Annotated in this window: 17 protein-coding genes, 3 tRNA genes and 1 pseudogene; 4 read left to right on the forward strand and 17 right to left on the reverse strand. The window is 69.9% G+C overall.

What is annotated here, in order from left to right; genetic code table 11:
• Nucleotides 1-89: 89 nt before the first annotated feature.
• The 11 genes and pseudogenes from E4U92_RS27685 to E4U92_RS27740 all read right to left on the reverse strand — a co-directional run bounded on the left by E4U92_RS27685 (nt 90) and on the right by E4U92_RS27740 (nt 14369).
• Nucleotides 90-3989 carry a DNA-directed RNA polymerase subunit beta' gene (locus tag E4U92_RS27685; protein WP_137303164.1) on the reverse strand — a complete coding sequence of 1300 codons (3900 nt, stop codon included), beginning with the start codon at nt 3987-3989 and terminating at the stop codon, nt 90-92.
• Between the two features lie 101 nt (nt 3990-4090).
• Nucleotides 4091-7576 carry a DNA-directed RNA polymerase subunit beta gene (gene rpoB / locus E4U92_RS27690; protein ID WP_137303165.1) on the reverse strand — a complete coding sequence of 1162 codons (3486 nt, stop codon included), beginning with the start codon at nt 7574-7576 and terminating at the stop codon, nt 4091-4093.
• 571 nt (nt 7577-8147) lie between these two features.
• Nucleotides 8148-8534 carry a 50S ribosomal protein L7/L12 gene (gene rplL / locus E4U92_RS27700; protein WP_137303197.1) on the reverse strand — a complete coding sequence of 129 codons (387 nt, stop codon included), beginning with the start codon at nt 8532-8534 and terminating at the stop codon, nt 8148-8150.
• Between the two features lie 103 nt (nt 8535-8637).
• On the reverse strand, nt 8638-9168 hold the full coding sequence (gene rplJ / locus E4U92_RS27705; protein ID WP_067240382.1) for a 50S ribosomal protein L10: 531 nt from the start codon (nt 9166-9168) through the stop codon (nt 8638-8640).
• Between the two features lie 287 nt (nt 9169-9455).
• Nucleotides 9456-10343, reverse strand: a complete 888-nt coding sequence (locus E4U92_RS27710) for an SCO4651 family lipoprotein (protein WP_137303166.1) — start codon at nt 10341-10343, stop codon at nt 9456-9458.
• Between the two features lie 112 nt (nt 10344-10455).
• Nucleotides 10456-11308, reverse strand: a pseudogene (locus E4U92_RS27715) (SCO4651 family lipoprotein).
• A 166-nt stretch (nt 11309-11474) separates the two neighbouring features.
• The gene (rplA, locus tag E4U92_RS27720) at nt 11475-12200 is read right to left on the reverse strand and encodes a 50S ribosomal protein L1 (RefSeq protein ID WP_137303167.1); all 726 of its coding nucleotides are present in this window, start codon (nt 12198-12200) and stop codon (nt 11475-11477) included.
• A 79-nt stretch (nt 12201-12279) separates the two neighbouring features.
• Nucleotides 12280-12714, reverse strand: coding sequence for a 50S ribosomal protein L11 (gene rplK / locus E4U92_RS27725; RefSeq protein WP_055515278.1), 435 nt, complete (start codon nt 12712-12714; stop codon nt 12280-12282).
• A 179-nt stretch (nt 12715-12893) separates the two neighbouring features.
• The gene (nusG, locus tag E4U92_RS27730; RefSeq protein WP_137303168.1) at nt 12894-13820 is read right to left on the reverse strand and encodes a transcription termination/antitermination protein NusG; all 927 of its coding nucleotides are present in this window, start codon (nt 13818-13820) and stop codon (nt 12894-12896) included.
• Nucleotides 13821-13900: 80 nt separating this feature from the next.
• On the reverse strand, nt 13901-14188 hold the full coding sequence (gene secE / locus E4U92_RS27735) for a preprotein translocase subunit SecE (RefSeq protein WP_137303169.1): 288 nt from the start codon (nt 14186-14188) through the stop codon (nt 13901-13903).
• A 108-nt stretch (nt 14189-14296) separates the two neighbouring features.
• Nucleotides 14297-14369: transfer RNA gene (locus E4U92_RS27740), tRNA-Trp, on the reverse strand.
• A gap of 228 nt (nt 14370-14597) precedes the next feature.
• Between E4U92_RS27740 and E4U92_RS27745 the strand changes: the two genes are divergently transcribed.
• Both E4U92_RS27745 and E4U92_RS27750 read left to right on the forward strand, forming a co-directional pair.
• Nucleotides 14598-15824: a pyridoxal phosphate-dependent aminotransferase gene (locus tag E4U92_RS27745; protein WP_137303170.1), complete on the forward strand. Its 1227-nt coding sequence runs from the start codon at nt 14598-14600 to the stop codon at nt 15822-15824.
• A 133-nt stretch (nt 15825-15957) separates the two neighbouring features.
• Entirely contained in the window at nt 15958-16998 is a 1041-nt protein-coding gene (locus E4U92_RS27750; RefSeq protein WP_137303171.1) for an adenosine deaminase, read from the forward strand.
• A 93-nt stretch (nt 16999-17091) separates the two neighbouring features.
• On the opposite strand, the gene E4U92_RS27755 is transcribed toward E4U92_RS27750, so the two are convergent.
• The 6 genes from E4U92_RS27755 to E4U92_RS27780 form a co-directional block, all read right to left on the reverse strand.
• Nucleotides 17092-18147 carry a UDP-N-acetylmuramate dehydrogenase gene (locus tag E4U92_RS27755; protein ID WP_137303172.1) on the reverse strand — a complete coding sequence of 352 codons (1056 nt, stop codon included), beginning with the start codon at nt 18145-18147 and terminating at the stop codon, nt 17092-17094.
• A gap of 211 nt (nt 18148-18358) precedes the next feature.
• On the reverse strand, nt 18359-18787 hold the full coding sequence (locus E4U92_RS27760; protein ID WP_137303198.1) for a MaoC family dehydratase: 429 nt from the start codon (nt 18785-18787) through the stop codon (nt 18359-18361).
• Nucleotides 18788-18795: 8 nt separating this feature from the next.
• Nucleotides 18796-19272 (reverse strand): MaoC family dehydratase N-terminal domain-containing protein, encoded by a 477-nt coding sequence (locus tag E4U92_RS27765; protein WP_137303173.1) that lies wholly within the window; start codon nt 19270-19272, stop codon nt 18796-18798.
• Nucleotides 19273-19409: 137 nt separating this feature from the next.
• Nucleotides 19410-19574, reverse strand: coding sequence for a 50S ribosomal protein L33 (rpmG, locus tag E4U92_RS27770; RefSeq protein ID WP_003948671.1), 165 nt, complete (start codon nt 19572-19574; stop codon nt 19410-19412).
• Between the two features lie 90 nt (nt 19575-19664).
• Nucleotides 19665-19737, reverse strand: a tRNA-Met gene (locus tag E4U92_RS27775).
• A gap of 46 nt (nt 19738-19783) precedes the next feature.
• Nucleotides 19784-19856 (reverse strand) — tRNA-Thr (locus tag E4U92_RS27780).
• Nucleotides 19857-20149: 293 nt separating this feature from the next.
• On the opposite strand from E4U92_RS27780, the gene E4U92_RS27785 reads away from it, so the two are divergent.
• Both E4U92_RS27785 and E4U92_RS27790 read left to right on the forward strand, forming a co-directional pair.
• Nucleotides 20150-21409 carry an amidohydrolase family protein gene (locus E4U92_RS27785; protein WP_137303174.1) on the forward strand — a complete coding sequence of 420 codons (1260 nt, stop codon included), beginning with the start codon at nt 20150-20152 and terminating at the stop codon, nt 21407-21409.
• A 191-nt stretch (nt 21410-21600) separates the two neighbouring features.
• On the forward strand, nt 21601-22257 hold the full coding sequence (locus E4U92_RS27790; RefSeq protein ID WP_137303175.1) for an SDR family oxidoreductase: 657 nt from the start codon (nt 21601-21603) through the stop codon (nt 22255-22257).
• Nucleotides 22258-22339: the final 82 nt, after the last annotated feature.

Here is a 22339-nt window from a genome sequence, read left to right on the forward strand (position 1 = left end):
CCGCGGACACGCCGGAGGGCGGCCACCCCGTCGCGCACGGGGTGGCCGCCCTCCGGTTCTTCTCAGCTACTCACCGGCCGAGCTGCCGCTCACTGGTTGTAGGGACCGTAGTCGTAGTCCTCCAGCGGGACGGCCTGGCCGGAGCCGGTGCCGAACGGCGAGTAGTCGATGTCGTCGTAGCCGACGGCCGAGTACATCGCGGCCTTGGCCTCCTCGGTCGGCTCCACCCGGATGTTGCGGTAGCGGGACAGACCCGTACCGGCCGGGATGAGCTTACCGATGATGACGTTCTCCTTGAGGCCGATGAGGCTGTCGGACTTGGCGTTGATCGCCGCGTCCGTCAGCACTCGGGTCGTCTCCTGGAAGGAGGCGGCCGACAGCCAGGACTCCGTCGCCAGCGAGGCCTTGGTGATACCCATGAGCTGCGGACGACCGGAGGCCGGGTGACCGCCCTCCTGGACCACACGACGGTTCTCCTGCTCGAAGCGGGAGCGCTCGACCAGCTCGCCGGGCAGCAGCTCGGCGTCGCCGGACTCGATGATCGTCACCCGGCGCAGCATCTGCCGGATGATGATCTCGATGTGCTTGTCGTGGATCGACACGCCCTGCGAGTTGTACACCTTCTGGACCTCGCCGACCAGGTGGACCTGGACGGCACGCTGGCCCAGGATGCGCAGCACGTCGTGCGGGTTGGTGGCACCCACGGTGAGCTTCTGGCCCACCTCGACGTGCTCGCCCTCGCTGACCAGGAGTCGGGCGCGCTTGGAGATCGGGTAGGCCGTCTCGTCGCTGCCGTCGTCCGGCGTGATGACGATCTTCTTGGTCTTCTCGGTCTCCTCGATCCGCACGCGGCCGGAGGCCTCGGAGATCGGGGCGACACCCTTCGGGGTACGGGCCTCGAAGAGCTCGACGACACGCGGCAGACCCTGGGTGATGTCGTCACCGGCCACACCACCGGTGTGGAAGGTACGCATCGTGAGCTGGGTACCGGGCTCACCGATGGACTGGGCGGCGATGATGCCGACCGCCTCACCGATGTCGACCAGCTTGCCGGTGGCCAGCGAGCGGCCGTAGCACATGGCGCACGTGCCGACGGCGGACTCGCAGGTCAGGACCGAGCGGGTCTTGACCGTCTCCACCCCGTGGCGGACGAGCTCCTCGATGAGGACGTCGCCCAGGTCGGTGCCGGCCGGGGCCAGCACCTTGCCGTCGACCACGATGTCCTCGGCGAGGCAGCGCGCGTACACGGACGTCTCGACGTCGTCCGCCTTGCGCAGCACGCCGTCCGCGCCGTGCTCGGCGATGACGAGCTTGAGGCCGCGCTCGGTGCCGCAGTCCTCCTCGCGGATGATGACGTCCTGGGAGACGTCGACCAGACGACGGGTGAGGTAACCCGAGTCGGCGGTCCGCAGCGCGGTGTCCGCCAGACCCTTACGGGCACCGTGGGTGGAGATGAAGTACTCCAGCACGGACAGGCCCTCACGGAAGGACGCCTTGATCGGACGCGGGATCGTCTCGTTCTTCGCGTTCGACACCAGACCACGCATACCGGCGATCTGACGCATCTGCATCATGTTGCCTCGTGCACCCGAGTTCACCATCATGAAGATCGGGTTGGTCTTCGGGAAGTTGTCGTTCATCGCCTCGGCGACCTCGTTGGTCGCCTTGGTCCAGATCGCGATGAGCTCCTGCGTGCGCTCGTCCTTGGTGATCAGACCGCGCTCGTACTGCTTCTGGACCTTCTCGTCCTGCGCCTCGTAGCCCTTGACGATCTCCTTCTTCGCCTCGGGAACGACGACGTCGGAGATGGCCACGGTGACACCGGAACGGGTCGCCCAGAAGAAGCCGGCCGCCTTCAGGTTGTCGAGCGTCGCCGCCACGATGACCTTCGGGTAGCGCTCGGCGAGGTCGTTGACGATCTCGGAGAGCTGCTTCTTGCCGACCTCGTAGTCGACGAACGGGTAGTCCTCGGGCAGCAGCTCGTTGAAGAGCGCACGGCCCAGCGTGGTCTTCAGCCGGAAGGTGTCACCCTGCTGCCACTCGGGCTCGCCCTCCTCGCGCGCGGGCGGCGTCCAGCCACGCGGCGGGATGGTGCCCACCGGGAAGCGGATGTCGACCGGCGTCTGGAGCGACAGCTCGCCCGCGTCGAACGCCATGATCGCCTCGGCGACGGACGCGAACGAGCGGCCCTCGCCCTTGACGCCCCGGCCCTCGGCGTCCGTGGTGAGGAAGAACAGACCGAGGACCATGTCCTGGGTCGGCATCGTCACCGGACGGCCGTCGGCGGGCTTGAGGATGTTGTTCGAGGACAGCATCAGGATGCGGGCCTCGGCCTGCGCCTCCGCGGACAGCGGCAGGTGCACGGCCATCTGGTCACCGTCGAAGTCCGCGTTGAACGCGGTGCACACGAGCGGGTGGATCTGGATGGCCTTGCCCTCGACGAGCTGCGGCTCGAAGGCCTGGATGCCGAGGCGGTGCAGGGTGGGCGCACGGTTCAGCAGCACCGGGTGCTCGGCGATGACCTCTTCGAGGACGTCGTACACCACGGTGCGGCCGCGCTCGACCATGCGCTTGGCCGACTTGATGTTCTGCGCGTGGTTCAGGTCGACCAGGCGCTTCATCACGAACGGCTTGAACAGCTCCAGCGCCATCGCCTTCGGCAGACCGCACTGGTGCAGCTTGAGCTGCGGACCGACGACGATCACGGAACGCGCGGAGTAGTCCACGCGCTTGCCGAGCAGGTTCTGGCGGAAGCGGCCCTGCTTGCCCTTGAGCATGTCGGACAGCGACTTCAGCGGACGGTTGCCGGGGCCCGTGACCGGGCGGCCGCGGCGGCCGTTGTCGAAGAGCGCGTCGACGGCCTCCTGGAGCATGCGCTTCTCGTTGTTCACGATGATCTCGGGCGCGCCGAGGTCGAGAAGCCGCTTCAGGCGGTTGTTGCGGTTGATGACACGGCGGTACAGGTCGTTCAGGTCGGAGGTCGCGAAGCGGCCACCGTCGAGCTGCACCATCGGACGCAGGTCCGGCGGGATGACCGGCACGCAGTCGAGCACCATGCCCTTGGGGCTGTTGGACGTCTGCAGGAACGCGGAGACGACCTTCAGGCGCTTGAGCGCACGGGTCTTCTTCTGGCCCTTGCCGGTGCGGATGATCTCGCGGAGCTTCTCGGCCTCCTCGTCGAGGTCGAAGGACTCCAGGCGCTTCTGCAGCGCCGCGGCACCCATCGAACCGTCGAAGTACGTGCCGAAGCGGTCGCGCAGCTCGCGGTAGAGCAGCTCGTCGCCCTCGAGGTCCTGGACCTTGAGGTTCTTGAACCGGGTCCACACCTCGTCGAGGCGGTCGATCTCGCGCTGCGCACGGTCGCGCAGCTGCTTCATCTCGCGCTCGGCACCCTCGCGCACCTTGCGGCGCACGTCGGCCTTGGCACCCTCGGCCTCGAGCTCGGCCAGGTCGGTCTCGAGCTTCTTGGCGCGGGCCTCCAGGTCGGCGTCCCGGCGGTTCTCGATCTGCTGGCGCTCGACCGAGACGTGCGCCTCCAGGGAGGGCAGGTCGCGGGTGCGGCGCTCCTCGTCGACGAACGTGATCATGTACGCCGCGAAGTAGATGACCTTCTCGAGGTCCTTGGGGGCCAGGTCCAGCAGGTAGCCGAGCCGGCTCGGGACACCCTTGAAGTACCAGATGTGCGTGACGGGCGCGGCGAGCTCGATGTGGCCCATCCGCTCACGGCGCACCTTGGCGCGCGTGACCTCGACGCCACAGCGCTCGCAGATGATGCCCTTGAAGCGGACGCGCTTGTACTTGCCGCAGTAGCACTCCCAGTCCCGGGTCGGACCGAAGATCTTCTCGCAGAAGAGCCCGTCCTTTTCCGGCTTGAGCGTGCGGTAGTTGATGGTCTCGGGCTTCTTGACCTCGCCGTGGCTCCACTGACGGATGTCGTCAGCGGTGGCCAGGCCGATCCGGAGCTCGTCGAAGAAGTTGACGTCGAGCACTATGCGTCAATCCCTCTCAGGGTCGTGAGTCTGTGGTCTGAAACGGGGGCCTGGGGGTCGGCGGGGGCCACGCACGGTGGCGGGCCCCGGCCGGACTCCCGTCAGACCTCTTCGACGCTGCTCGGCTCGCGCCGGGACAGGTCGATGCCGAGCTCCTCCGCAGCGCGGAAGACGTCCTCGTCGGTGTCACGCATCTCGATGGACATACCGTCGCTGGACAGCACCTCCACGTTCAGGCAGAGCGACTGCATCTCCTTGATGAGCACCTTGAAGGACTCGGGGATGCCGGGCTCGGGGATGTTCTCGCCCTTGACGATGGCCTCGTAGACCTTCACGCGGCCGGTGACGTCGTCGGACTTGATGGTCAGCAGCTCCTGGAGGGCGTACGCGGCGCCGTAGGCCTCGAGGGCCCACACCTCCATCTCGCCGAAGCGCTGGCCACCGAACTGGGCCTTACCACCCAGCGGCTGCTGGGTGATCATGGAGTACGGGCCGGTCGAGCGGGCGTGCAGCTTGTCGTCGACCAGGTGGTGCAGCTTCAGGATGTACATGTAGCCGACCGAGATCGGGTCCGGGAACGGCTCACCGCTACGGCCGTCGAACAGCCGCGCCTTGCCGGTCGGGAGCACCATGCGCTCGCCGTCCCGGTTCGGGATGGTGTGCTGCAGCAGACCCGCCAGCTCGTCCTCACGGGCACCGTCGAAGACCGGGGTCGCGACGTTGGTGCCGGGGGCGACCTGGTCGGCGCCGATGACCTGCAGGCGCTGGGCCCACTCCTCCGCGAGGCCGGAGACGTCCCAGCCGCGGCTGGCGAGCCAGCCGAGGTGGATCTCCAGGACCTGTCCCGGGTTCATGCGGGACGGCACACCCAGCGGGTTGAGGATGATGTCGACCGGGGTGCCGTCCTCCAGGAACGGCATGTCCTCGATCGGCAGGATCTTGGAGATGACGCCCTTGTTGCCGTGACGGCCGGCGAGCTTGTCACCGTCGGTGATCTTGCGCTTCTGCGCGACGTAGACGCGCACGAGCTGGTTCACACCGGGGGGAAGCTCGTCGCCCTCCTCGCGGTCGAAGACGCGCACGCCGATGACCTTGCCGGTCTCGCCGTGCGGCACCTTCAGCGAGGTGTCACGGACCTCACGGGCCTTCTCACCGAAGATCGCGCGCAGCAGGCGCTCCTCGGGGGTCAGCTCGGTCTCGCCCTTGGGGGTCACCTTGCCGACGAGGATGTCGCCGGCGATGACCTCGGCGCCGATGCGGATGATGCCGCGCTCATCGAGGTCGGCGAGGACCTCCTCGGAGACGTTCGGGATGTCCCGGGTGATCTCCTCGGGGCCGAGCTTGGTGTCACGGGCGTCGACCTCGTGCTCCTCGATGTGGATCGAGGAGAGGACGTCGTCCTGCACGAGGCGCTGCGACAGGATGATCGCGTCCTCGTAGTTGTGACCCTCCCACGGCATGAACGCGACCAGCAGGTTCTTGCCGAGCGCCATCTCGCCGTTCTGGGTGGCCGGGCCGTCGGCCAGGACCTGGCCGGTGATGATCCGGTCGCCCTCGTTGACGATGACCTTCTGGTTGACCGAGGTGCCCTGGTTGGACCGGGAGAACTTGGCCAGGCGGTACGTGATGTACGTGCCGTCGTCGTTGGCGGTGGTGATGTAGTCCGCGGAGACCTCCTGGACCACACCGTCCTTCTCGGCCTTGACCACGTCGCCGGCGTCGACCGCGGAGCGGTACTCCATGCCGGTGCCGACGAGCGGCGCCTCGCTCTTGATGAGCGGGACGGCCTGGCGCATCATGTTCGCGCCCATGAGGGCACGGTTGGCGTCGTCGTGCTCGAGGAAGGGGATCATGGCGGTCGCGACCGACACCATCTGGCGCGGCGAGACGTCCATGTAGTCCACGTCCTCGGGAGCGACGTAGTCGACCTCGCCGCCACGGCGGCGGACCAGGACGCGGCTCTCCTCGAAGCGGAGCTCGTTCGTCAGCGGCGCGTTGGCCTGCGCGATGACGAAGCGGTCCTCCTCGTCGGCGGTCAGGTAGTCGACCTCGTCGGTGACCTGGCCCTCGAACACCTTGCGGTAGGGGGTCTCGACGAAACCGAACGCGTTGACCCGGCCGTACGAGGCGAGCGAGCCGATCAGACCGATGTTCGGGCCTTCGGGCGTCTCGATCGGGCACATGCGGCCGTAGTGCGAGGGGTGCACGTCACGGACCTCGAAGCCGGCCCGCTCACGGGAGAGACCACCCGGGCCGAGCGCGGACAGACGACGCTTGTGCGTCAGCCCGGACAGCGGGTTGTTCTGGTCCATGAACTGCGAGAGCTGGCTGGTGCCGAAGAACTCCTTGATGGAGGCGACGACCGGCCGGATGTTGATCAGGGTCTGCGGCGTGATCGCCTCGACGTCCTGGGTCGTCATCCGCTCGCGGACGACACGCTCCATACGCGCCAGACCCGTGCGGACCTGGTTCTGGATGAGCTCGCCGACGCTGCGCAGGCGGCGGTTGCCGAAGTGGTCGATGTCGTCGGTCTCGACGACGATCGTCGTACCGCTGTCACCGACGGTCTCGGTCTCGCCCGCGTGCAGCTTCACCAGGTACTTGATCGTCGAGATGATGTCCTCGACGGTCAGGATGCCGGCGTCCAGCGGGGCGTCCGCGCCCAGCTTCTTGTTGACCTTGTAGCGGCCGACCTTGGCCAGGTCGTAGCGCTTGGGATTGAAGTAGAGGTTCTCCAGCAGCGTCTGCGCGGCCTCACGCGTGGGGGGCTCGCCCGGACGCAGCTTGCGGTAGATGTCGAGCAGCGCGTCGTCCTGGCCCTGGGTGTGGTCCTTCTCCAGGGTGGCGCGCATGGACTCGTACTCGCCGAACTCCTCGAGGATCTGCTCGGTGGTCCAGCCGAGCGCCTTGAGCAGGACGGTGACGGACTGCTTGCGCTTGCGGTCGATGCGGACGCCGACCATGTCGCGCTTGTCGATCTCCATCTCCAGCCAGGCACCCCGGGACGGGATGATCTTGGCGGAGAAGATGTCCTTGTCGGACGTCTTGTCGATGCTGGAGTCGAAGTACACGCCCGGCGAACGGACGAGCTGCGACACGACGACACGCTCGGTGCCGTTGATGACGAAGGTGCCCTTGTTGGTCATGAGCGGGAAGTCGCCCATGAAGACCGTCTGGGACTTGATCTCGCCGGTCTCGTTGTTGGTGAACTCGGCCGTGACGAAGAGCGGGGCGGCGTACGTGAAGTCGCGCTCCTTGCACTCGTCGATGGAGTTCTTCGGCGGCTCGAAACGGTGGTCGCGGAACGTCAGCGACATCGACCCGGAGAAGTCCTCGATCGGGGAGATCTCCTCGAAGATCTCCTCCAGACCGGACTTGGTGGGGACGTCCTGACCGTTCTCGAGGGCCTCCTCGACGCGAGCCTTCCACGCGTCGTTGCCGAGCAGCCAGTCGAAGCTCTCGGTTTGCAGCGCGAGAAGGTTCGGAACCTCGAGGGGCTCCTTGATCTTTGCAAAAGAGATGCGCAGCGGGGCGGTGCTGGCAGCGTTGTTCGTATTCGCGGTCGAGGCGTTGCGCGAGGCGGCCAAGAGGGGGTCCTTCCGAGGGCTCGGACTCACTACGCGCTTCCGGCCCCTCACCGGTGCCGCAGAGACGGGAATCCTCCGGGGGAGAAGTTCCGGTCGTCCGTGCTGAGGCGAGGGCAGACCCCTGGTGACGGGCAGGGGACAGCTAACAGGCAGCGCAAAGGGTCAGTGTAGCCACTTGGCACACTGATGTCCACTCCCGGTTTGCAGCCCGGTTTTCAAACACCCTCGCTGTCCTCAACGCCTGCGGCATGTCTGCCCTCAACGCACGTTGATACTGCCCTCTTCGCCGCCGATCCATGCCTCGGATTCGGACCGTTGTGACGACGCGTCCTGAGAATTGCGCGCTGCGTGCGGTTCGTCAAGGCCCCCCGGCCCGCACCAGGGGCGTCCGGAGACACGACGAAGATCACCATACCCCCGTTGAACAGGGGCGCAAGGCAACCGTGGCCGCGCCCCCAGGAACGCCGAAGAGCGACCACCCGGATGGATGATCGCTCTTCGGTGCGTTCGCGTTACAGCCCCGCGGGGCCGTTCTCGTCACGCAGAGAGGTTCCGGGGAACCTCAGGGGTGTTACTTGACCTCGACGGAGGCACCGGCGCCCTTGAGGGCCTCGGCGGCCTTGTCGGCCTGCTCCTTGTTGACCTTCTCGAGGACCGGCTTCGGGGTGCCGTCGACCAGGTCCTTGGCCTCCTTGAGGCCCAGGGAGGTGAGCTCGCGCACGACCTTGATGACCTGGATCTTCTTCTCGCCGGCACCGGTGAGGACGACGTCGAACTCGTCCTTCTCCTCGGCCTGCTCGACCGGGGCGCCGGGGGCGCCCGGGGCGGCGGCGACGACGGCCGCGGCGGCGGCGGTGACGTCGAACTTCTCCTCGAACGCCTTCACGAACTCGGAAAGCTGGATGAGGGTCATGTTCTCGAACTCGGCAAGCAGTTCGTCCTGGGTGAGAGCCACGATGGCTTTCCTTCCACTATTCGGCAGGTGCCGGATGTACATGAGTGGCGGGCGTACGTTGGCCCGCTAGACCGCTGCCGGGGCGGCGGTCATGATGCGAGCCGAATTACTCGGCACCGCCCTGCTCGTCCTGCTTGGCGCGAAGCGCGTCCAGCGTGCGGACCAGCTTCGTCGGGAGCGCCTGGAGGAGCTGAGCAGTCTGCGTCTGCTTGCCCTTCATGGCACCCGCCAGCTTGGAGAGCAGAACCTCGCGGGACTCGAGGTCCGCAAGCTTCTTGATCTCGTCGGCGGACAGCGCCTTGCCGTCAAGGACACCGCCCTTGATGACGAGGTTCGGGTTGTCCTTGGCGAAGTCGCGCAGACCCTTCGCCGACTCCACCGGGTCACCGGTGACGAAGGCGACTGCCGTCGGACCGTTGAACAGGTCGTCCAGCGTCGAGATCCCGGCCTCGTTGGCCGCAATCTTGGTCAGCGTGTTCTTCACCACGGCGTACTGGGCGTTCTCACCGAGCGACCGGCGCAGCGTCTTGAGCTGTGCCACGGTGAGACCGCGGTACTCGGTCAGCACGGCAGCGCTGGAGTTGCGGAACTGCTCCGTCAACTCGGCCACCGCGGCAGCCTTGTCGGGCCTCGCCATAGAGCCTCGGCCTCCTTCCGGGTGATTCTGACCGCGCGGACCCGAAGGAGGACTGAGAAAACGAAACGCCCCGGCGCAGGCGCTCGGGGCGGACTCGACCGGGCGCACGCACGAGGACGCACATGCTCCGGGAGTTCTTCCACAGTCACCTGCGCGGGTCGTCCACTTTGCAGCGGATCCTTCGGCCACCGCGCACCCCTTCAGGCGCACGGCAACGACCAGCGGTCTTTGGCTTCTGTAGGAGAGTACGGGAACGGGTCGCCGTCAAGCAAATCCGTCCGTACGGGTCACGTCCGGCCCGCCTCCCCGAGGTCCCGGAACATCTCCAGGAAGTCGAAGGTCTGGGCGGCCGGGGGCACGGTGACCTCGGCCTTCGCGCCGTAGTCGGCGTAGGTCATGCTCATCTCGACGGTGCCCTCGGGGGTGTCCATGGCGACGTCCATCCGCACCGGCAGGTCGTCCTCGTTGACCCAGACCTCGGTGTCGTAGCCCTTGATCCCGGACTTCTCGATGCTGCCGAGCAGCTTACGGCGCTCGGCGGGGCCGAGGAGGTCGAGGGAGTCGTTGGAGTCCAGCATCTCCTGGACGGTCAGCGTGCCCTTGTAGTGCTCGGCCCGCTGCCCGGCGATCTTCTCGCTCCCCAGGTGCTTGAGGTTGGGCGAGTCGAGCAGCATCGCGAGCTGCTGGGCGGGGTCCTGGTTCATGTCCGCCAGGCCGCCGCTCATCTTCCGGCCGAGCGCGTCCCCGCCAGCCTCCTTGGCGAGCGCGCCGAGGTCCATCTTCATCCAGCGCTTGCCGCCCAGCTCGGCCTCGCGCGCGGCGGCCTCGCCCATATCCATGTACATGACGTTGTCGCGCCAGATCATCCGGACCTTCTCCGGGGCGTCCGGCTCGGCGGCCAGCGCGGAGCCCTTCATGGTGAGGTCCATGACGGCGGGGTCCCAGCCGATGACGCCGCTCGCCGTCATGTCCCCGCCGTCCTTCATGGTGTCCGGCGTCGACATGGTCATGGTCACCCGGGCCGACTTGGCCTCGGTGGTCTTCTCGAAGGCCGCGGTCAGCACCTGGGCCGCGGACCGCTGCGCGCCCTGCCCGTCGGAGCCGCCGCCCTGGCAGGCCACGGCCCCGGTCAGGAGCAGCACCGCCCCCGCCGAGCCGTACATCGTCGTCTTCATGATCCCGGTCCCCCCGCACCTCGCGGTTGCATGACGTTCTCTTTACCCGGCCCGAGCGTATCCGGGCGGCCCGCCGCCGTCTCCGGGATTTCTCAGGACCGCTCAGGACTGTTCAGGACTGCGGGGCCAGCTCCGTGAAGTCGGCGGTGTCCCCGGCGGGCGGCGCGGTGACCGCGACCTGAGTGCCGTAGTCGCTGTAGTACGCGGTCTGCGTGTAGCCGCCGCTGGTGGTGCGGCCCTTCTCCACCTTCTTCACCAGCAGGTCGCGCCCGTCGACCCAGACGTCCACGGTCCCGCCGGTCACCCCGGCCCGGGTGAGCTGGCCGCGCAGTTCCGCGTCGGAGACGTCGGCCACCTCGACGCTGCCCGTGTAGTGCGTCGTACGGCGGCCCGCGACCGTGTCCGTGCCGGCGCGGCGGACGTCGTCGGACTCCAGCAGCAGCTTCACCGACTGGCCGGGGGTGGTGTTGCGGACCTGCTCGGCGAAGCCGGCCCCGGCGGCGCCGTCGAGGGCGTCCAGGTCGTCGTAGGCGTAGCGGATCCAGTGCCGGCCGCCCGCCCTGCGGGCGAACGCGTCGCCCAGGCGCGCGTAGTAGGCGTCCGGCAGGTAGCGGGCCTGCATCGACGTCACGCCCAGCGCCCGCATCTGCTCGGCCGTGGCGCCGCCGGTGTACGTGATGGTCAGGGCGCCGGTGGTGGCCGCGCCAGCGCAGCGCGCCGTCGGCCCGCAGCGAGAGCTGGCCGCCCATGGCGGTCGTGGAGCGCACCCGGGCGGAGGCCGCGCCGTCGGTGGCCCGCTGGGCGGCGCGCAGGGCGGCGAGGGACGCCGCGGTGGAGGCGGAGGTGGCCGTCGGCCTCGCCGCGGGCCGCCCCGCGGAGGACCCCGTGCACGACGTCCCGGTCAGCGCGGCCGCGGTCACCAGTGCCGCCGACACCAGCGCCCGGCCCGCCCTCGTGACCCGCATCCGTGCCTCCCCCCGGCGATGACCCTCATCGCACGCTAGCCCAGAAGAGGGCGTGCGCTCCGGGAAAGTTCCGCACCCGCGACCGCGGGGGCGGGGCGCCCGGGAACGGGAACGGGAACGGGCCCCGCACCTCGGAAGGTGCGGGGCCCGTCGGCAGACCGGGGTCTCAGACCGACGCCGGGTCCTCCTCGACGAGGAGGTTGCGGGTGCGGTTCGGGTCCAGCGGGATGCCGGGGCCGATCGTGGTGGAGAGGGCGGCCTTCTTGATGTAGCGGCCCTTGGCGGCGGACGGCTTCAGACGGAGGATCTCCTCCAGCGCGGCGCCGTAGTTCTCCACCAGCTTGGCGTCGTCGAAGGACACCTTGCCGATGATGAAGTGCAGGTTCGAGTGCTTGTCGACGCGGAACTCGATCTTGCCGCCCTTGATGTCGGTGACGGCCTTGGCCACGTCGGGGGTGACGGTGCCGGTCTTCGGGTTCGGCATCAGACCACGGGGGCCGAGGACGCGGCCGAGGCGGCCGACCTTGCCCATGAGGTCCGGGGTGGCGACGACGGCGTCGAAGTCCAGACGGCCCTTCGACACCTCGTCGATCAGCTCGTCGGCGCCGACGATGTCGGCGCCCGCGGCACGCGCGGCCTCGGCACGGTCACCGGTCGCGAAGACCAGGACCCGGGCGGTCTTACCGGTGCCGTGCGGGAGGTTCACGGTGCCACGGACCATCTGGTCGGCCTTGCGCGGGTCGACACCCAGGCGGAAGGCGACCTCGACGGTGCCGTCGAACTTGGTCGTGGAGGTCTCCTTGGCGAGACGGACGGCCTCGAGCGGGGCGTAGAGCTTCTCCCGGTCGACCTTGGCGTCCGCAGCGCGGAGAGACTTGCTGCGCTTGCTCACTACTGCTCCTGATGTGTTCTTAGGAGTCGTGGTGCGGGCCGAGCAGGCCCTTCCACTACTTCTGCTGGGGGGTTGGGGCTCAGCCCTCGACCGTGATGCCCATGGAGCGGGCGGTGCCGGCGATGATCTTCGACGCGGCGTCCAGGTCGTTGGCGTTCAGGTCGGGGAGCTTGGTCTGGGCGATCTCGCGGACCTGCGCCTCGGTGATCTTGGCGACCTTGGTCTTGTGCGGCTCGCCGGAGCCCTTCTCGACACCCGCGGCCTTGAGGATCATCTTGGCGGCCGGCGGCGTCTTGGTGATGAAGGTGAAGGAGCGGTCCTCGTAGACCGTGATCTCCACCGGGATCACCCAGCCACGCTGCGACTCGGTCGCGGCGTTGTACGCCTTGCAGAACTCCATGATGTTGACGCCGTGCTGACCCAGCGCGGGGCCGACCGGCGGGGCGGGGTTCGCCGCACCGGCGTTGATCTGGAGCTTGATGAGCCCCGTGACCTTCTTCTTCTTGGGAGGCATTGCTCTCCGGGTCCTTTCCTTCGGGTCCATGCCCGCGCCCGGGTCGCGACCCTGACGCAGGCATACCGCACAACGATAACGGGTATGGATGCGCGGCCAAAAACGAGCAGGTCAGACAAGCTGGACAGCCGGTCTGACCTGCTCGGGGTTCGTGGGGAAGAGCCCGCTCCGGTGCGGAGCTAGTTCTTCTGGATCTGGTCGAAGCTCAGCTCGACCGGGGTCTCCCGGCCGAAGATCTCGACGAGACCCTTGACCTTCTTGGAGTCGGCGTTGATCTCGTTGATCGTGGCCTGGAGGGTGGCGAAGGGGCCGTCCGTGACGGTGACCGAGTCGCCGACCTCGAAGTCCAGCACCTGGACCTCGACCTTGCGCTGCGGCGCCGGCTTGCCCTCGGCCTCGGCGGCCTCGCGGGCGGCCTTCTCCTCGGCCTCCGGGGCGAGCATCTTGACGATCTCGTCCAGGGTCAGCGGGTACGGGTCGTAGGCGTTGCCGACGAAGCCGGTGACGCCCGGGGTGTTGCGGACGACGCCCCAGGACTCGTTCGTCAGGTCCATGCGGACCAGGACGTAACCGGGCAGCTTGTTCTGCTTGATCGTCTTGCGGTCGCCGTTCTTGATCTGGACGACCTCTTCCTGCGGCACCTCGGCCTGGAAGATGTAGTCCTCGACGTTCAGCGAGACGGCGCGCTGCTCCAGGTTGGTCTTCACGCGGTTCTCGTAGCCGGCGTAGGTGTGGATGACGTACCACTCGCCGGGCAGGGAGCGCAGCTCCTCGCGCAGGGCCTGGACCGGGTCCACGGGCTCGGCGGGCTCCTCCTCGGCGGCCTCGGCCTCGTCGGCGCCGGCCTCCTCGGTGTCGACCGTGCCGTCGGCGGACTCCCCGGACTCGGCGGCCTCGACGGACTCGCCGTCCTCAGCGGCCTCGTCGTCCTCGGCCGGCGCGTCGTCCTCGGCGAGCAGCGCGGCGTCCTCGGCGGCCTCCGCGTCGGCAGCCTCGGCCTCGTCCAGGTCCTCGTCCGCGCCCCCGACGATGTCGAGCTCGTCGTCGACGGACTCGACGCCTTCTCCACGTGGCTCGACGGCGTCGTTCAGGTTCTGGTCAGACACGGTGGCTGCTTCTTCCTGGATACATAGGGGTGGAACATGCGAAACGGGCGCCGGATACCTCGGCGCCCTTCGCTCTCGACTCAGCCGAAGACGTACTTGGCGGCGTGGCTGAGCCCATAGTCAATCACGGTCACCACGGCGATCATGATGGCGACGAAGAAGATCACCACGGTCGTGTACGACGTGAGCTGGTTGCGCGTCGGCCAGACGACCTTGCGGAGCTCCGCGACGATCTGCCGGTAGAAGAGCGCGAGCCGCTTCAGCGGGCCCTTCTTGGCGCGCTTGCCGCCCTTGCGGGACTTCCTCTGGTTCTCCGGCGCCTCGTCCTGAGCATCAGGCGTGTCGATGGAGCCCACGGCGTCCGCCATTCGTCCTCACCTGATCCCGGGTCGTGGCCGTGCCGCGCCCGGTCTGAGCCGCACGGCGGTGCATTGCTGTACGTACCTGCGCACACATCCTGGCGAAGGTGTGTGAAGCAGGGCCGGAGGGACTTGAACCCCCAACCGCCGGTTTTGGAGACCGGTGCTCTACCAATTGAGCTACGACCCTTTGCGTGTCCCCCAACCTACCGCATCCACCCGGGTGCTCGGTGTGCACCGACGGCGGCACGGCTGCTGGAGGCCAACGACGTGTGAGTGTACGTGGTCCTGGGGCACCTCGTCGAACGGAAAGTGCTCTTGGCGGGAATCAGTCTGATGTTCTGTCGGCTCCCCGCTCGGTTCCCACTCCGTGAAACCGGCGTGCCGGGCAGGTTTCGGGTCTGGAACCATGGGCCCCATGAGCGCTGCAACCCCTCCCACCGAGCGCCGGGTCTCGGCCCGCATCGGCGCGATCTCCGAGTCCGCCACCCTCGCCGTGGACGCCAAGGCCAAGGCCCTGAAGGCCGCAGGGCGTCCGGTGATCGGCTTCGGCGCCGGTGAGCCCGACTTCCCGACGCCCGACTACATCGTCGAGGCGGCCGTCGAGGCCTGCAAGAACCCCAAGTACCACCGGTACACCCCGGCCGGCGGCCTGCCCGAGCTGAAGGCCGCGATCGCCGAGAAGACCCGGCGCGACTCGGGCTACGAGGTCGACCCGGCGCAGATCCTGGTCACCAACGGCGGCAAGCAGGCCATCTACGAGGCGTTCGCCGCGATCCTCGACCCGGGCGACGAGGTCATCGTCCCCGCGCCGTACTGGACGACGTACCCGGAGTCGATCCGGCTGGCCGGCGGTGTCCCGGTGGAGGTGGTCGCCGACGAGACGACCGGCTACCGGGTCTCCGTCGAGCAGCTGGAGGCGGCGCGCACGGAGCGGACGAAGGTCGTCCTGTTCGTCTCCCCCTCCAACCCGACCGGTGCGGTCTACAGCGCCGAGGAGGCCGAGGCGATCGGCCGCTGGGCCGTCGAGCACGGCCTGTGGGTGCTGACCGACGAGATCTACGAGCACCTGGTCTACGGCGACGCGACCTTCGTGTCCCTGCCGGCCGTCCTGCCCGAGCTGCGCGACAAGTGCATCGTGGTCAACGGCGTCGCCAAGACGTACGCGATGACCGGCTGGCGCGTGGGCTGGATCATCGGCCCGAAGGACGTCGTCAAGGCCGCGACGAACCTCCAGTCGCACGCCACGTCCAACGTCTCCAACGTCGCGCAGGCCGCGGCGCTCGCCGCGGTCTCCGGCGACCTGTCGGCCGTCGACACGATGCGCGAGGCGTTCGACCGGCGCCGCCGGACCATCGTGCGGATGCTCAACGAGATCGACGGCGTGCTCTGCCCGGAGCCCGAGGGCGCGTTCTACGCCTACCCGTCGGTCAAGGCGCTCCTCGGCAAGGAGATCCGCGGCAGGCGCCCGCAGGACACGGTCGAGCTGGCCGCGCTCATCCTGGAGGAGGCCGAGGTCGCGGTCGTCCCGGGTGAGGCGTTCGGCACGCCGGGCTACCTGCGGCTGTCCTACGCCCTCGGGGACGAGGACCTGGTGGAGGGCGTCAGCCGGATCCAGAAGCTGCTGGCGGAGGCGCGGGACTGACCCGCGTCCGCCTCGACAGGGCACCCCGGGCACGTCCCGGGGTGCCCTGTCCGTTTGCGTTCCTCCGTTCGGGCAAGGCCCCGTCCGGGGAATCCGCTTCCGGGAGGACGCCGCCGTACGGCAGGATCCTGGGATGGAGCGTGTACGTGATGTCTCTGAGCTGCCGAAAGCCCATCTGCACCTGCACTTCACCGGCTCGATGCGGCCGGCGACCCTGCTGGAGCTGGCCGACAAGTACGGGGTGCGCCTGCCGGAGGCCCTGACCGAGGCGCTGACCGGCGGGGAACCGCCCCGGCTGCGGGCGACGGACGAGCGCGGCTGGTTCCGCTTCCAGCGGCTGTACGACGCCGCGCGCTCGTGCATCAGGGCGCCGGAGGACATCCAGCGGCTGGTCCGCGAGGCAGCCGAGGAGGACATCAGGGACGGCTCGGGCTGGCTGGAGATCCAGGTGGACCCGACGTCGTACGCGCCACGCCTCGGCGGTCTGATCGCGGCGATGGAGGTCATCCTGGACGCGGTGGACACGGCCGGCCGCGAGACGGGCCTCGGCATGCGCGTCCTGGTCGCCGCCAACCGGATGAAGCACCCGCTGGACGCGCGCACCCTCGCGCGGCTCGCGGTGCGCTACACCGACCGGGGCGTGGTCGGCTTCGGCCTGTCCAACGACGAACGCCGGGGCATGGCGCGCGACTTCGACCGCGCCTTCCACATCGCGCGCGAGGGCGGGCTGCTGTCGGCGCCGCACGGCGGCGAGCTGACCGGCCCGGCGTCGGTCCGCGACTGCCTGGACGACCTGCACGCCTCGCGCATCGGCCACGGCGTGCGCGCGGCGGAGGACCCGCGGCTGCTGCAGCGGCTCGCCGACCGGCAGATCACCTGCGAGGTGTGCCCCACGTCCAACGTGGCGCTCGGCGTCTACGAGAAGCCGGAGGACGTGCCGCTGCGCACGCTCTTCGCAGCGGGCGTCCCGATGGCCCTGGGCGCCGACGACCCGCTCCTGTTCGGCGCGCGCCTCGCCGCCCAGTACGAGCTGGCCCGCCGCCACCACGGCTTCACCGACCGGGAACTGGCAGAACTGGCCCGCCAGTCGATCCGCGGCTCGGCGGCCCCGGAGGACGTGCGGACCAAGCTGCTGGCGGGCGTGGACGACTGGCTGGCGGCGGATCCGGCGTAGCGCCGGGGCCGGCGGGGCCCCGGGGAGCCGCGGGGGCCGTCGCCCAGGGCGTGTGCCCGGCGCACGTCGGGGCCGCGGGGGCCGCCGGGCGCCTCAGAGCTGGACGCCCACCGTCACCGGCTCGTTGACCAGGGTGACGCCGAACGCCTCGCGCACCCCGGCGACGACCTCGCGGGCCAGCGCCAGCAGGTCCTCCGTGGTGGCCCCGCCCCGGTTGGTCAGGGCGAGGGTGTGCTTGGTGGAGATGCGGGCGGGCCCGCTGCCGTAGCCCTTGGTGAAGCCGGCCTTGTCGATCAGCCAGGCGGCGGAGGTCTTGGTGCGGCCGGGGCCGGCCGGGTAGGCGGGCGGCTCGGCGTCCGCGCCCAGCCGCTCCTTCACGCGCGCGTGGAAGGCCGCGAAGTCGGCGTCGGTGAGGATCGGGTTGGTGAAGAAGGACCCGGCGGACCAGGTGTCGTGGTCCTCGGGGTCGAGCACCATGCCCTTCCCGGCGCGCAGCTTCAGCACGGTCTCGCGCGCGTCGGCGAGCGGCACGCGGTCGCCCGGCTCGACGCCCAGCGCGCGGGCGGTCTCGGCGTACTTCAGGGGCGCGGACAGTCCCCCGGCGTCCTCCAGCTCGAAGCGGACGCGCAGGACGACGTAGCGCTCGGGGTCGGCCTTGAAGCGGCTGTGCCGGTAGGAGAAGGCGCACTCGGCGCCGGACAGCGCGACGGTCTCGCCGGACGTGCGGTCGTAGGCGACGACCTCGGTGATGGTGCTGGACACCTCCTGGCCGTACGCGCCGACGTTCTGGATCGGCGTGGCGCCGGCGGAGCCGGGGATGCCGGCCAGGCACTCGATGCCCGCGAGGCCGGCCTCGACCGTGCGGCCGACGGCGTCGGTCCACACCTCGCCGGCGGCCAGCTCCAGCCGGTTGCCGACGAGCTCGAACCCGCGCGTGGCGATCTTCAGCGCGGTCCCGTCGAAGCCCTTGTCCCCGATGACGAGGTTCGACCCGCCGCCGACGACCAGCAGCGGCGTCCCGGCGGCGTCGGCCTCCCGCACGGCCTCGACGACCTCGGCGTCGGTCGTGGCGGTCACCAGGCGCGCCGCGGGCCCACCGAGCCGGAAGGTGGTCAGGGGGGCGAGGGGAACATCGTGAAGTACCTGCACGGTCCCACCCTACGAGACCCTCCGGGGGCCGAGCCGTCGAGCCGGCGGTGCGGCCGTGGGCGCCCGCGTGCCGTTTCCCGGCTCACGCGTGCGGCGCGCATTTCCCGGGCTCCGGCCGGGTAGGACGTACCCGCTCGGGTAAGAGGCGCTCTCCTGGCGGGCGCCTCTTACCCGGCTCAGGCGCCCGCCCGGCCGGCGTGCGCCGTGGGGCTCACGCCAGTCGGACGACCGCGCGGGACATGCCGAGCACCTTCTGGCCGCCGCTGGTGACCGTGAGGTCCACGCGGACGGTGCGGTCGTCCAGCTTGGCGGCGACCTTGCCGGTGACCTCGATCACGGCTCCCTTGTCGTCGTCGGGCACGACGACGGGCCGGGTGAAGCGCACGCCGTACTCGACGACCGCGCCGGGGTCGCCGGTCCAGTCGGTGACCACCCGGATCGCCTCGGCCATGGTGAACATGCCGTGCGCGATGACGTCCGGCAGTCCGACCTCCTTGGCGAACCTCTCGTTCCAGTGGATGGGGTTGAAGTCCCCGGAGGCCCCCGCGTACCGCACGAGGGTGTCCCGGGTCACGGGGAACGTCCGCGCGGGCAGCTCGGTGCCGACCTCGACGTCGTCGTAAGCGATCTTCGCCGTCATGGTGGTGCTCACGCCTCCCCTGCCGCGGTGTTTCCGTCGGCGTCGGCCCCGCGCGCGACGAGCTTGGTCCACGCGGTGGCCACGTGCTCGCCGGCCTCGTCGTGCACCTCGCCGCGGACGTCCAGGATCTCGTTGCCGGCCATGGACCGGATCGTCTCGATCGTGGAGGTCACGGTGAGCCGGTCGCCGGCGCGCAGGGGACGGACGTAGGAGAACTTCTGGTCCCCGTGCACCACGCGGTCGTAGTCGAGGCCGAGCTGCGGGTCGCGCACGACCTGGCCGGCGGCCTTGAAGGTGATGGCGAACACAAAGGTCGGCGGGGCGATCACATCGGGGTGCCCGAGCGCCTTCGCGGCCTCCGGGTCCGTGTACGCGGGGTTGGTGTCGCCCACCGCCTCGGCGAACTCGCGGATCTTCTCCCGGCCCACTTCGTAGGGCTCGGTGGGCGGGTAGGTCCGCCCCACGAAGGACTGGTCGAGCGCCATGGCCCGGCACCTCCTGATGTTGGCTGTGGTTGACCTCGTGGTCAGCCCGCGGCCGGCCGGAACCGGCCGGTAACCGGGGCCGGAACGACACGAGGCCGCCCCCCGACTGCGGGGGCGGCCTCGTGTACGAGCCTGAATTATCGCGTTTCGCGGTGCGCGGTGTGCGCGTTGCAACGCGGGCAGTGCTTCTTCATCTCCAGACGATCCGGGTTGTTACGCCGGTTCTTCTTGGTGATGTAGTTCCGCTCCTTGCACTCCACGCAGGCCAGCGTGATCTTCGGGCGGACGTCGGTGGCAGCCACGTGAGTGCTCCTAAGACGAACGGATGGACTGTTTCAACGCAAAGAAGAGTAGCCGATCGAAGGACCGACCCCACAATCGGCTACTGTCAGTAGCGGTGACCGGACTTGAACCGGTGACACAGCGATTATGAGCCGCTTGCTCTACCGACTGAGCTACACCGCTTCGGATCAATCGGAACCCGTCTCACGACGGGAACCTCTCTCACCAGAGCCCCAAAACGGAATCGAACCGTTGACCTTCTCCTTACCATGGAGACGCTCTGCCGACTGAGCTATTGGGGCGAGCGATGAAGACATTACACGGTCCCCGGCCGTTCGCCCAAATCCGTTTCGCGCCCTTCGACCGGGCCCTCCGCGCGGCCCCCTCCGGGGCCCCCGAGCGACCCCGCCACGAGCGCTCCGTGACCGTCCGACGGCCCGTCCACGCGCGGGGCCGCGCACCGCACCGGCGGGCCGCACGCCCCCGCGCCCGTACGCCCAGGCCACGCCGGTACGACTATTGCGCTCCTCCCCGACACCGCCGTACCGCCGCCCTAGGCTCGACTCACTCTGCGTGATCTTGCCCCTGGAGTGCGATGCCCGACAGCCAGCCGCAGCAGCCCCCCTCGTCGTCCTCACCGGGCCCCGCGGGGCAGCCGGACCCGACCGCCCTCCTGCTGTGCGGCGCCCGTCTCACCGACGGCCGCACCGTGGACGTCCGGCTGGGCGGCGGACGGATCGAGGCGGTGGGCACCGCGGGCAGCCTGGCCGCCGGACCGGCCTGCGGCTCGCGCGTCGACCTGACCGGCTACCTCCTGCTGCCCGCCCCCGCCGAGCCCCACGCCCACGCCGACACGGCCCTGTCCGCCGACACCGACGGTCCCGTCTCGTACGTCCCCGAGGACGTCCAGCGCCGCGCCACGGAGGCGGCCCTGCTCCAGCTCGGCCACGGCGCGACCGCGGCGCGCGCGCACGTGCGCGTGGGCGACGTCCAGGGCCTGGGCGCGCTGGGCGCCGTCCTGCAGGCCCGGCGCTCCCTGCGCGGCCTCGCCGAGCTGACCACGGTGGCGGTCCCCCGGCTCCTGACCGGGGCGGCCGGCGCGGACGGGCTCGCGATGCTGCGCGACGCGCTGAAGATGGGCGCCTCGGTGGTCGGCGGCTGCCCGGACCTCGACCCCGACCCCACGGGGTACGTGGAGGCCGTCCTGGAGGTCGCCTCCGAACACGGCTCCCCCGTCGACCTGCACACCGACGCCGCCGACCCGGCCCGCCTCGCGCGCGTGGCGGCCATGGCGGGCGGCCTGCGCCCCGGGGTCACCCTCAGCCCGTGCGGCAGCCTGGCCCGGCTGCCCGCCGACGCGGCCTCACGCACCGCCGACCAGCTCGCCGCCGCGGGCATCACCGTGGTGTGCCTGCCGCAGGGCGGCTGCGGGGGCGTGGAGGGCCACGGCACGGCGCCCGTACGCCTGCTGCGCGCGGCCGGCGTGCGCCTCGCGGCGGGCAGCGGCGCCCTGCGCGACGTGTCCAACCCGGTGGGCCGGGGCGACCCGCTGGAGGCGGCCTACCTGCTGGCCTCCCGCCACGGCCTGCGCCCCGAGGACGCCTACGACGCCGTCAGCACCTCCGCACGGGCGGTGCTGGGCCTGCCCGAGGTACGGGTGGAGGCGGGCTTCCCGGCCGACCTGCTGGCGGTGCGCGGCGACCGGCTTGCGGCCGTGCTGTCGCTCGCGTACAGCAGGATCGTGATCCACCGGGGGCGCGTGGTGGCACGGACCAGCGCGGTCCGCGAGTACTGCAACTCGGCGGTGGCGGCGGAGCTGGGGCTGCCGCGACAGGGGCGGGGGGAGGTGTCGTAGAGGCGGCGAGGTCTCGCAGGGGTGACGTCGTGGGGGGCGGCGAACTCTTACAGGGGTGACGTCGTCGGGGCAGCGCCGGGGCCGGAGTTGGGTGGGGGCGGGGGCCAGGAGGCATCTGGGGCGTACGACGTCGCACGACGTCGCACGGCGTCGTACGGCATCGGCGGCCGTTCGGGCGTACGGTCGGAATCATGCGCATTGTCATCGCTGGTGGTCATGGTCAGATCGCGCTGCGGCTGGAGCGGCTGCTCGCCGCGCGCGGGGACGAGGTAGCGGGGATCATCCGCAAGCCGGAACAGGCCGACGCGCTTCGGGAGGCGGGCGCCGAACCGGTGCTGCTGGACCTGGAGTCGGCGTCGGTCGAGGAGGTGGCGGAGCGGCTGCGGGGCGCGGACGCGGTGGTGTTCGCGGCGGGCGCGGGTCCGGGCAGCGGGGTCGCCCGCAAGGACAGCGTGGACAAGGGAGCGGCGGTGCTGTTCGCGGACGCGGCGGTCCGCGCGGGTGTACGCCGGTTCCTGATCGTCTCCTCGATGGGGGCGGACCCCGGGCACCAGGGCGACGAGGTGTTCGACGTCTACCTGCGCGCCAAGGGTGAGGCGGACGCGTACGTGCAGGGCCTGGACGGCCTCGACTGGACGGTGCTGCGCCCCGGTTCGCTGACGGACGACGCCGGCACGGGCCTGGTGCGCCTGGAGGCCCGTACGGGCCGGGGCCCGGTCCCCCGCGACGACGTGGCCAGGGTCCTGGCCGAGTTGCTGGACACTCCGGCGACGGCGGGCCTGACGCTGGAGCTGATCAGCGGTTCGGCGCCGGTGTCGGTGGCGGTCAAATCGGTGGCAGGCAACTGAGGACGGCTGCGCGGGTGAGCCGGGTGACCGGCGCGAATCGGGTGAGTCGGGTGGTGCCTGGGATGGACCGGGTGACCCGGAC

Source organism: Streptomyces galbus (assembly GCF_005280195.1).
Classification (GTDB): domain Bacteria; phylum Actinomycetota; class Actinomycetes; order Streptomycetales; family Streptomycetaceae; genus Streptomyces; species Streptomyces galbus.

Bases quoted from the DNA above. Each gene is read 5' to 3' on its own strand.
- rplJ (WP_067240382.1), bottom strand. From the start codon at position 9,168: ATGGCGAGGCCCGACAAGGCTGCCGCGGTGGCCGAGTTGACGGAGCAG.
- E4U92_RS27710 (WP_137303166.1), bottom strand. From the start codon at position 10,343: ATGAAGACGACGATGTACGGCTCGGCGGGGGCGGTGCTGCTCCTGACC.
- rplK (WP_055515278.1), bottom strand. From the start codon at position 12,714: ATGCCTCCCAAGAAGAAGAAGGTCACGGGGCTCATCAAGCTCCAGATC.
- secE (WP_137303169.1), bottom strand. From the start codon at position 14,188: ATGGCGGACGCCGTGGGCTCCATCGACACGCCTGATGCTCAGGACGAG.
- E4U92_RS27745 (WP_137303170.1), top strand. From the start codon at position 14,598: ATGAGCGCTGCAACCCCTCCCACCGAGCGCCGGGTCTCGGCCCGCATC.
- E4U92_RS27750 (WP_137303171.1), top strand. From the start codon at position 15,958: ATGGAGCGTGTACGTGATGTCTCTGAGCTGCCGAAAGCCCATCTGCAC.
- E4U92_RS27760 (WP_137303198.1), bottom strand. From the start codon at position 18,787: ATGACGGCGAAGATCGCTTACGACGACGTCGAGGTCGGCACCGAGCTG.
- E4U92_RS27765 (WP_137303173.1), bottom strand. From the start codon at position 19,272: ATGGCGCTCGACCAGTCCTTCGTGGGGCGGACCTACCCGCCCACCGAG.
- E4U92_RS27785 (WP_137303174.1), top strand. From the start codon at position 20,150: ATGCCCGACAGCCAGCCGCAGCAGCCCCCCTCGTCGTCCTCACCGGGC.
- E4U92_RS27790 (WP_137303175.1), top strand. From the start codon at position 21,601: ATGCGCATTGTCATCGCTGGTGGTCATGGTCAGATCGCGCTGCGGCTG.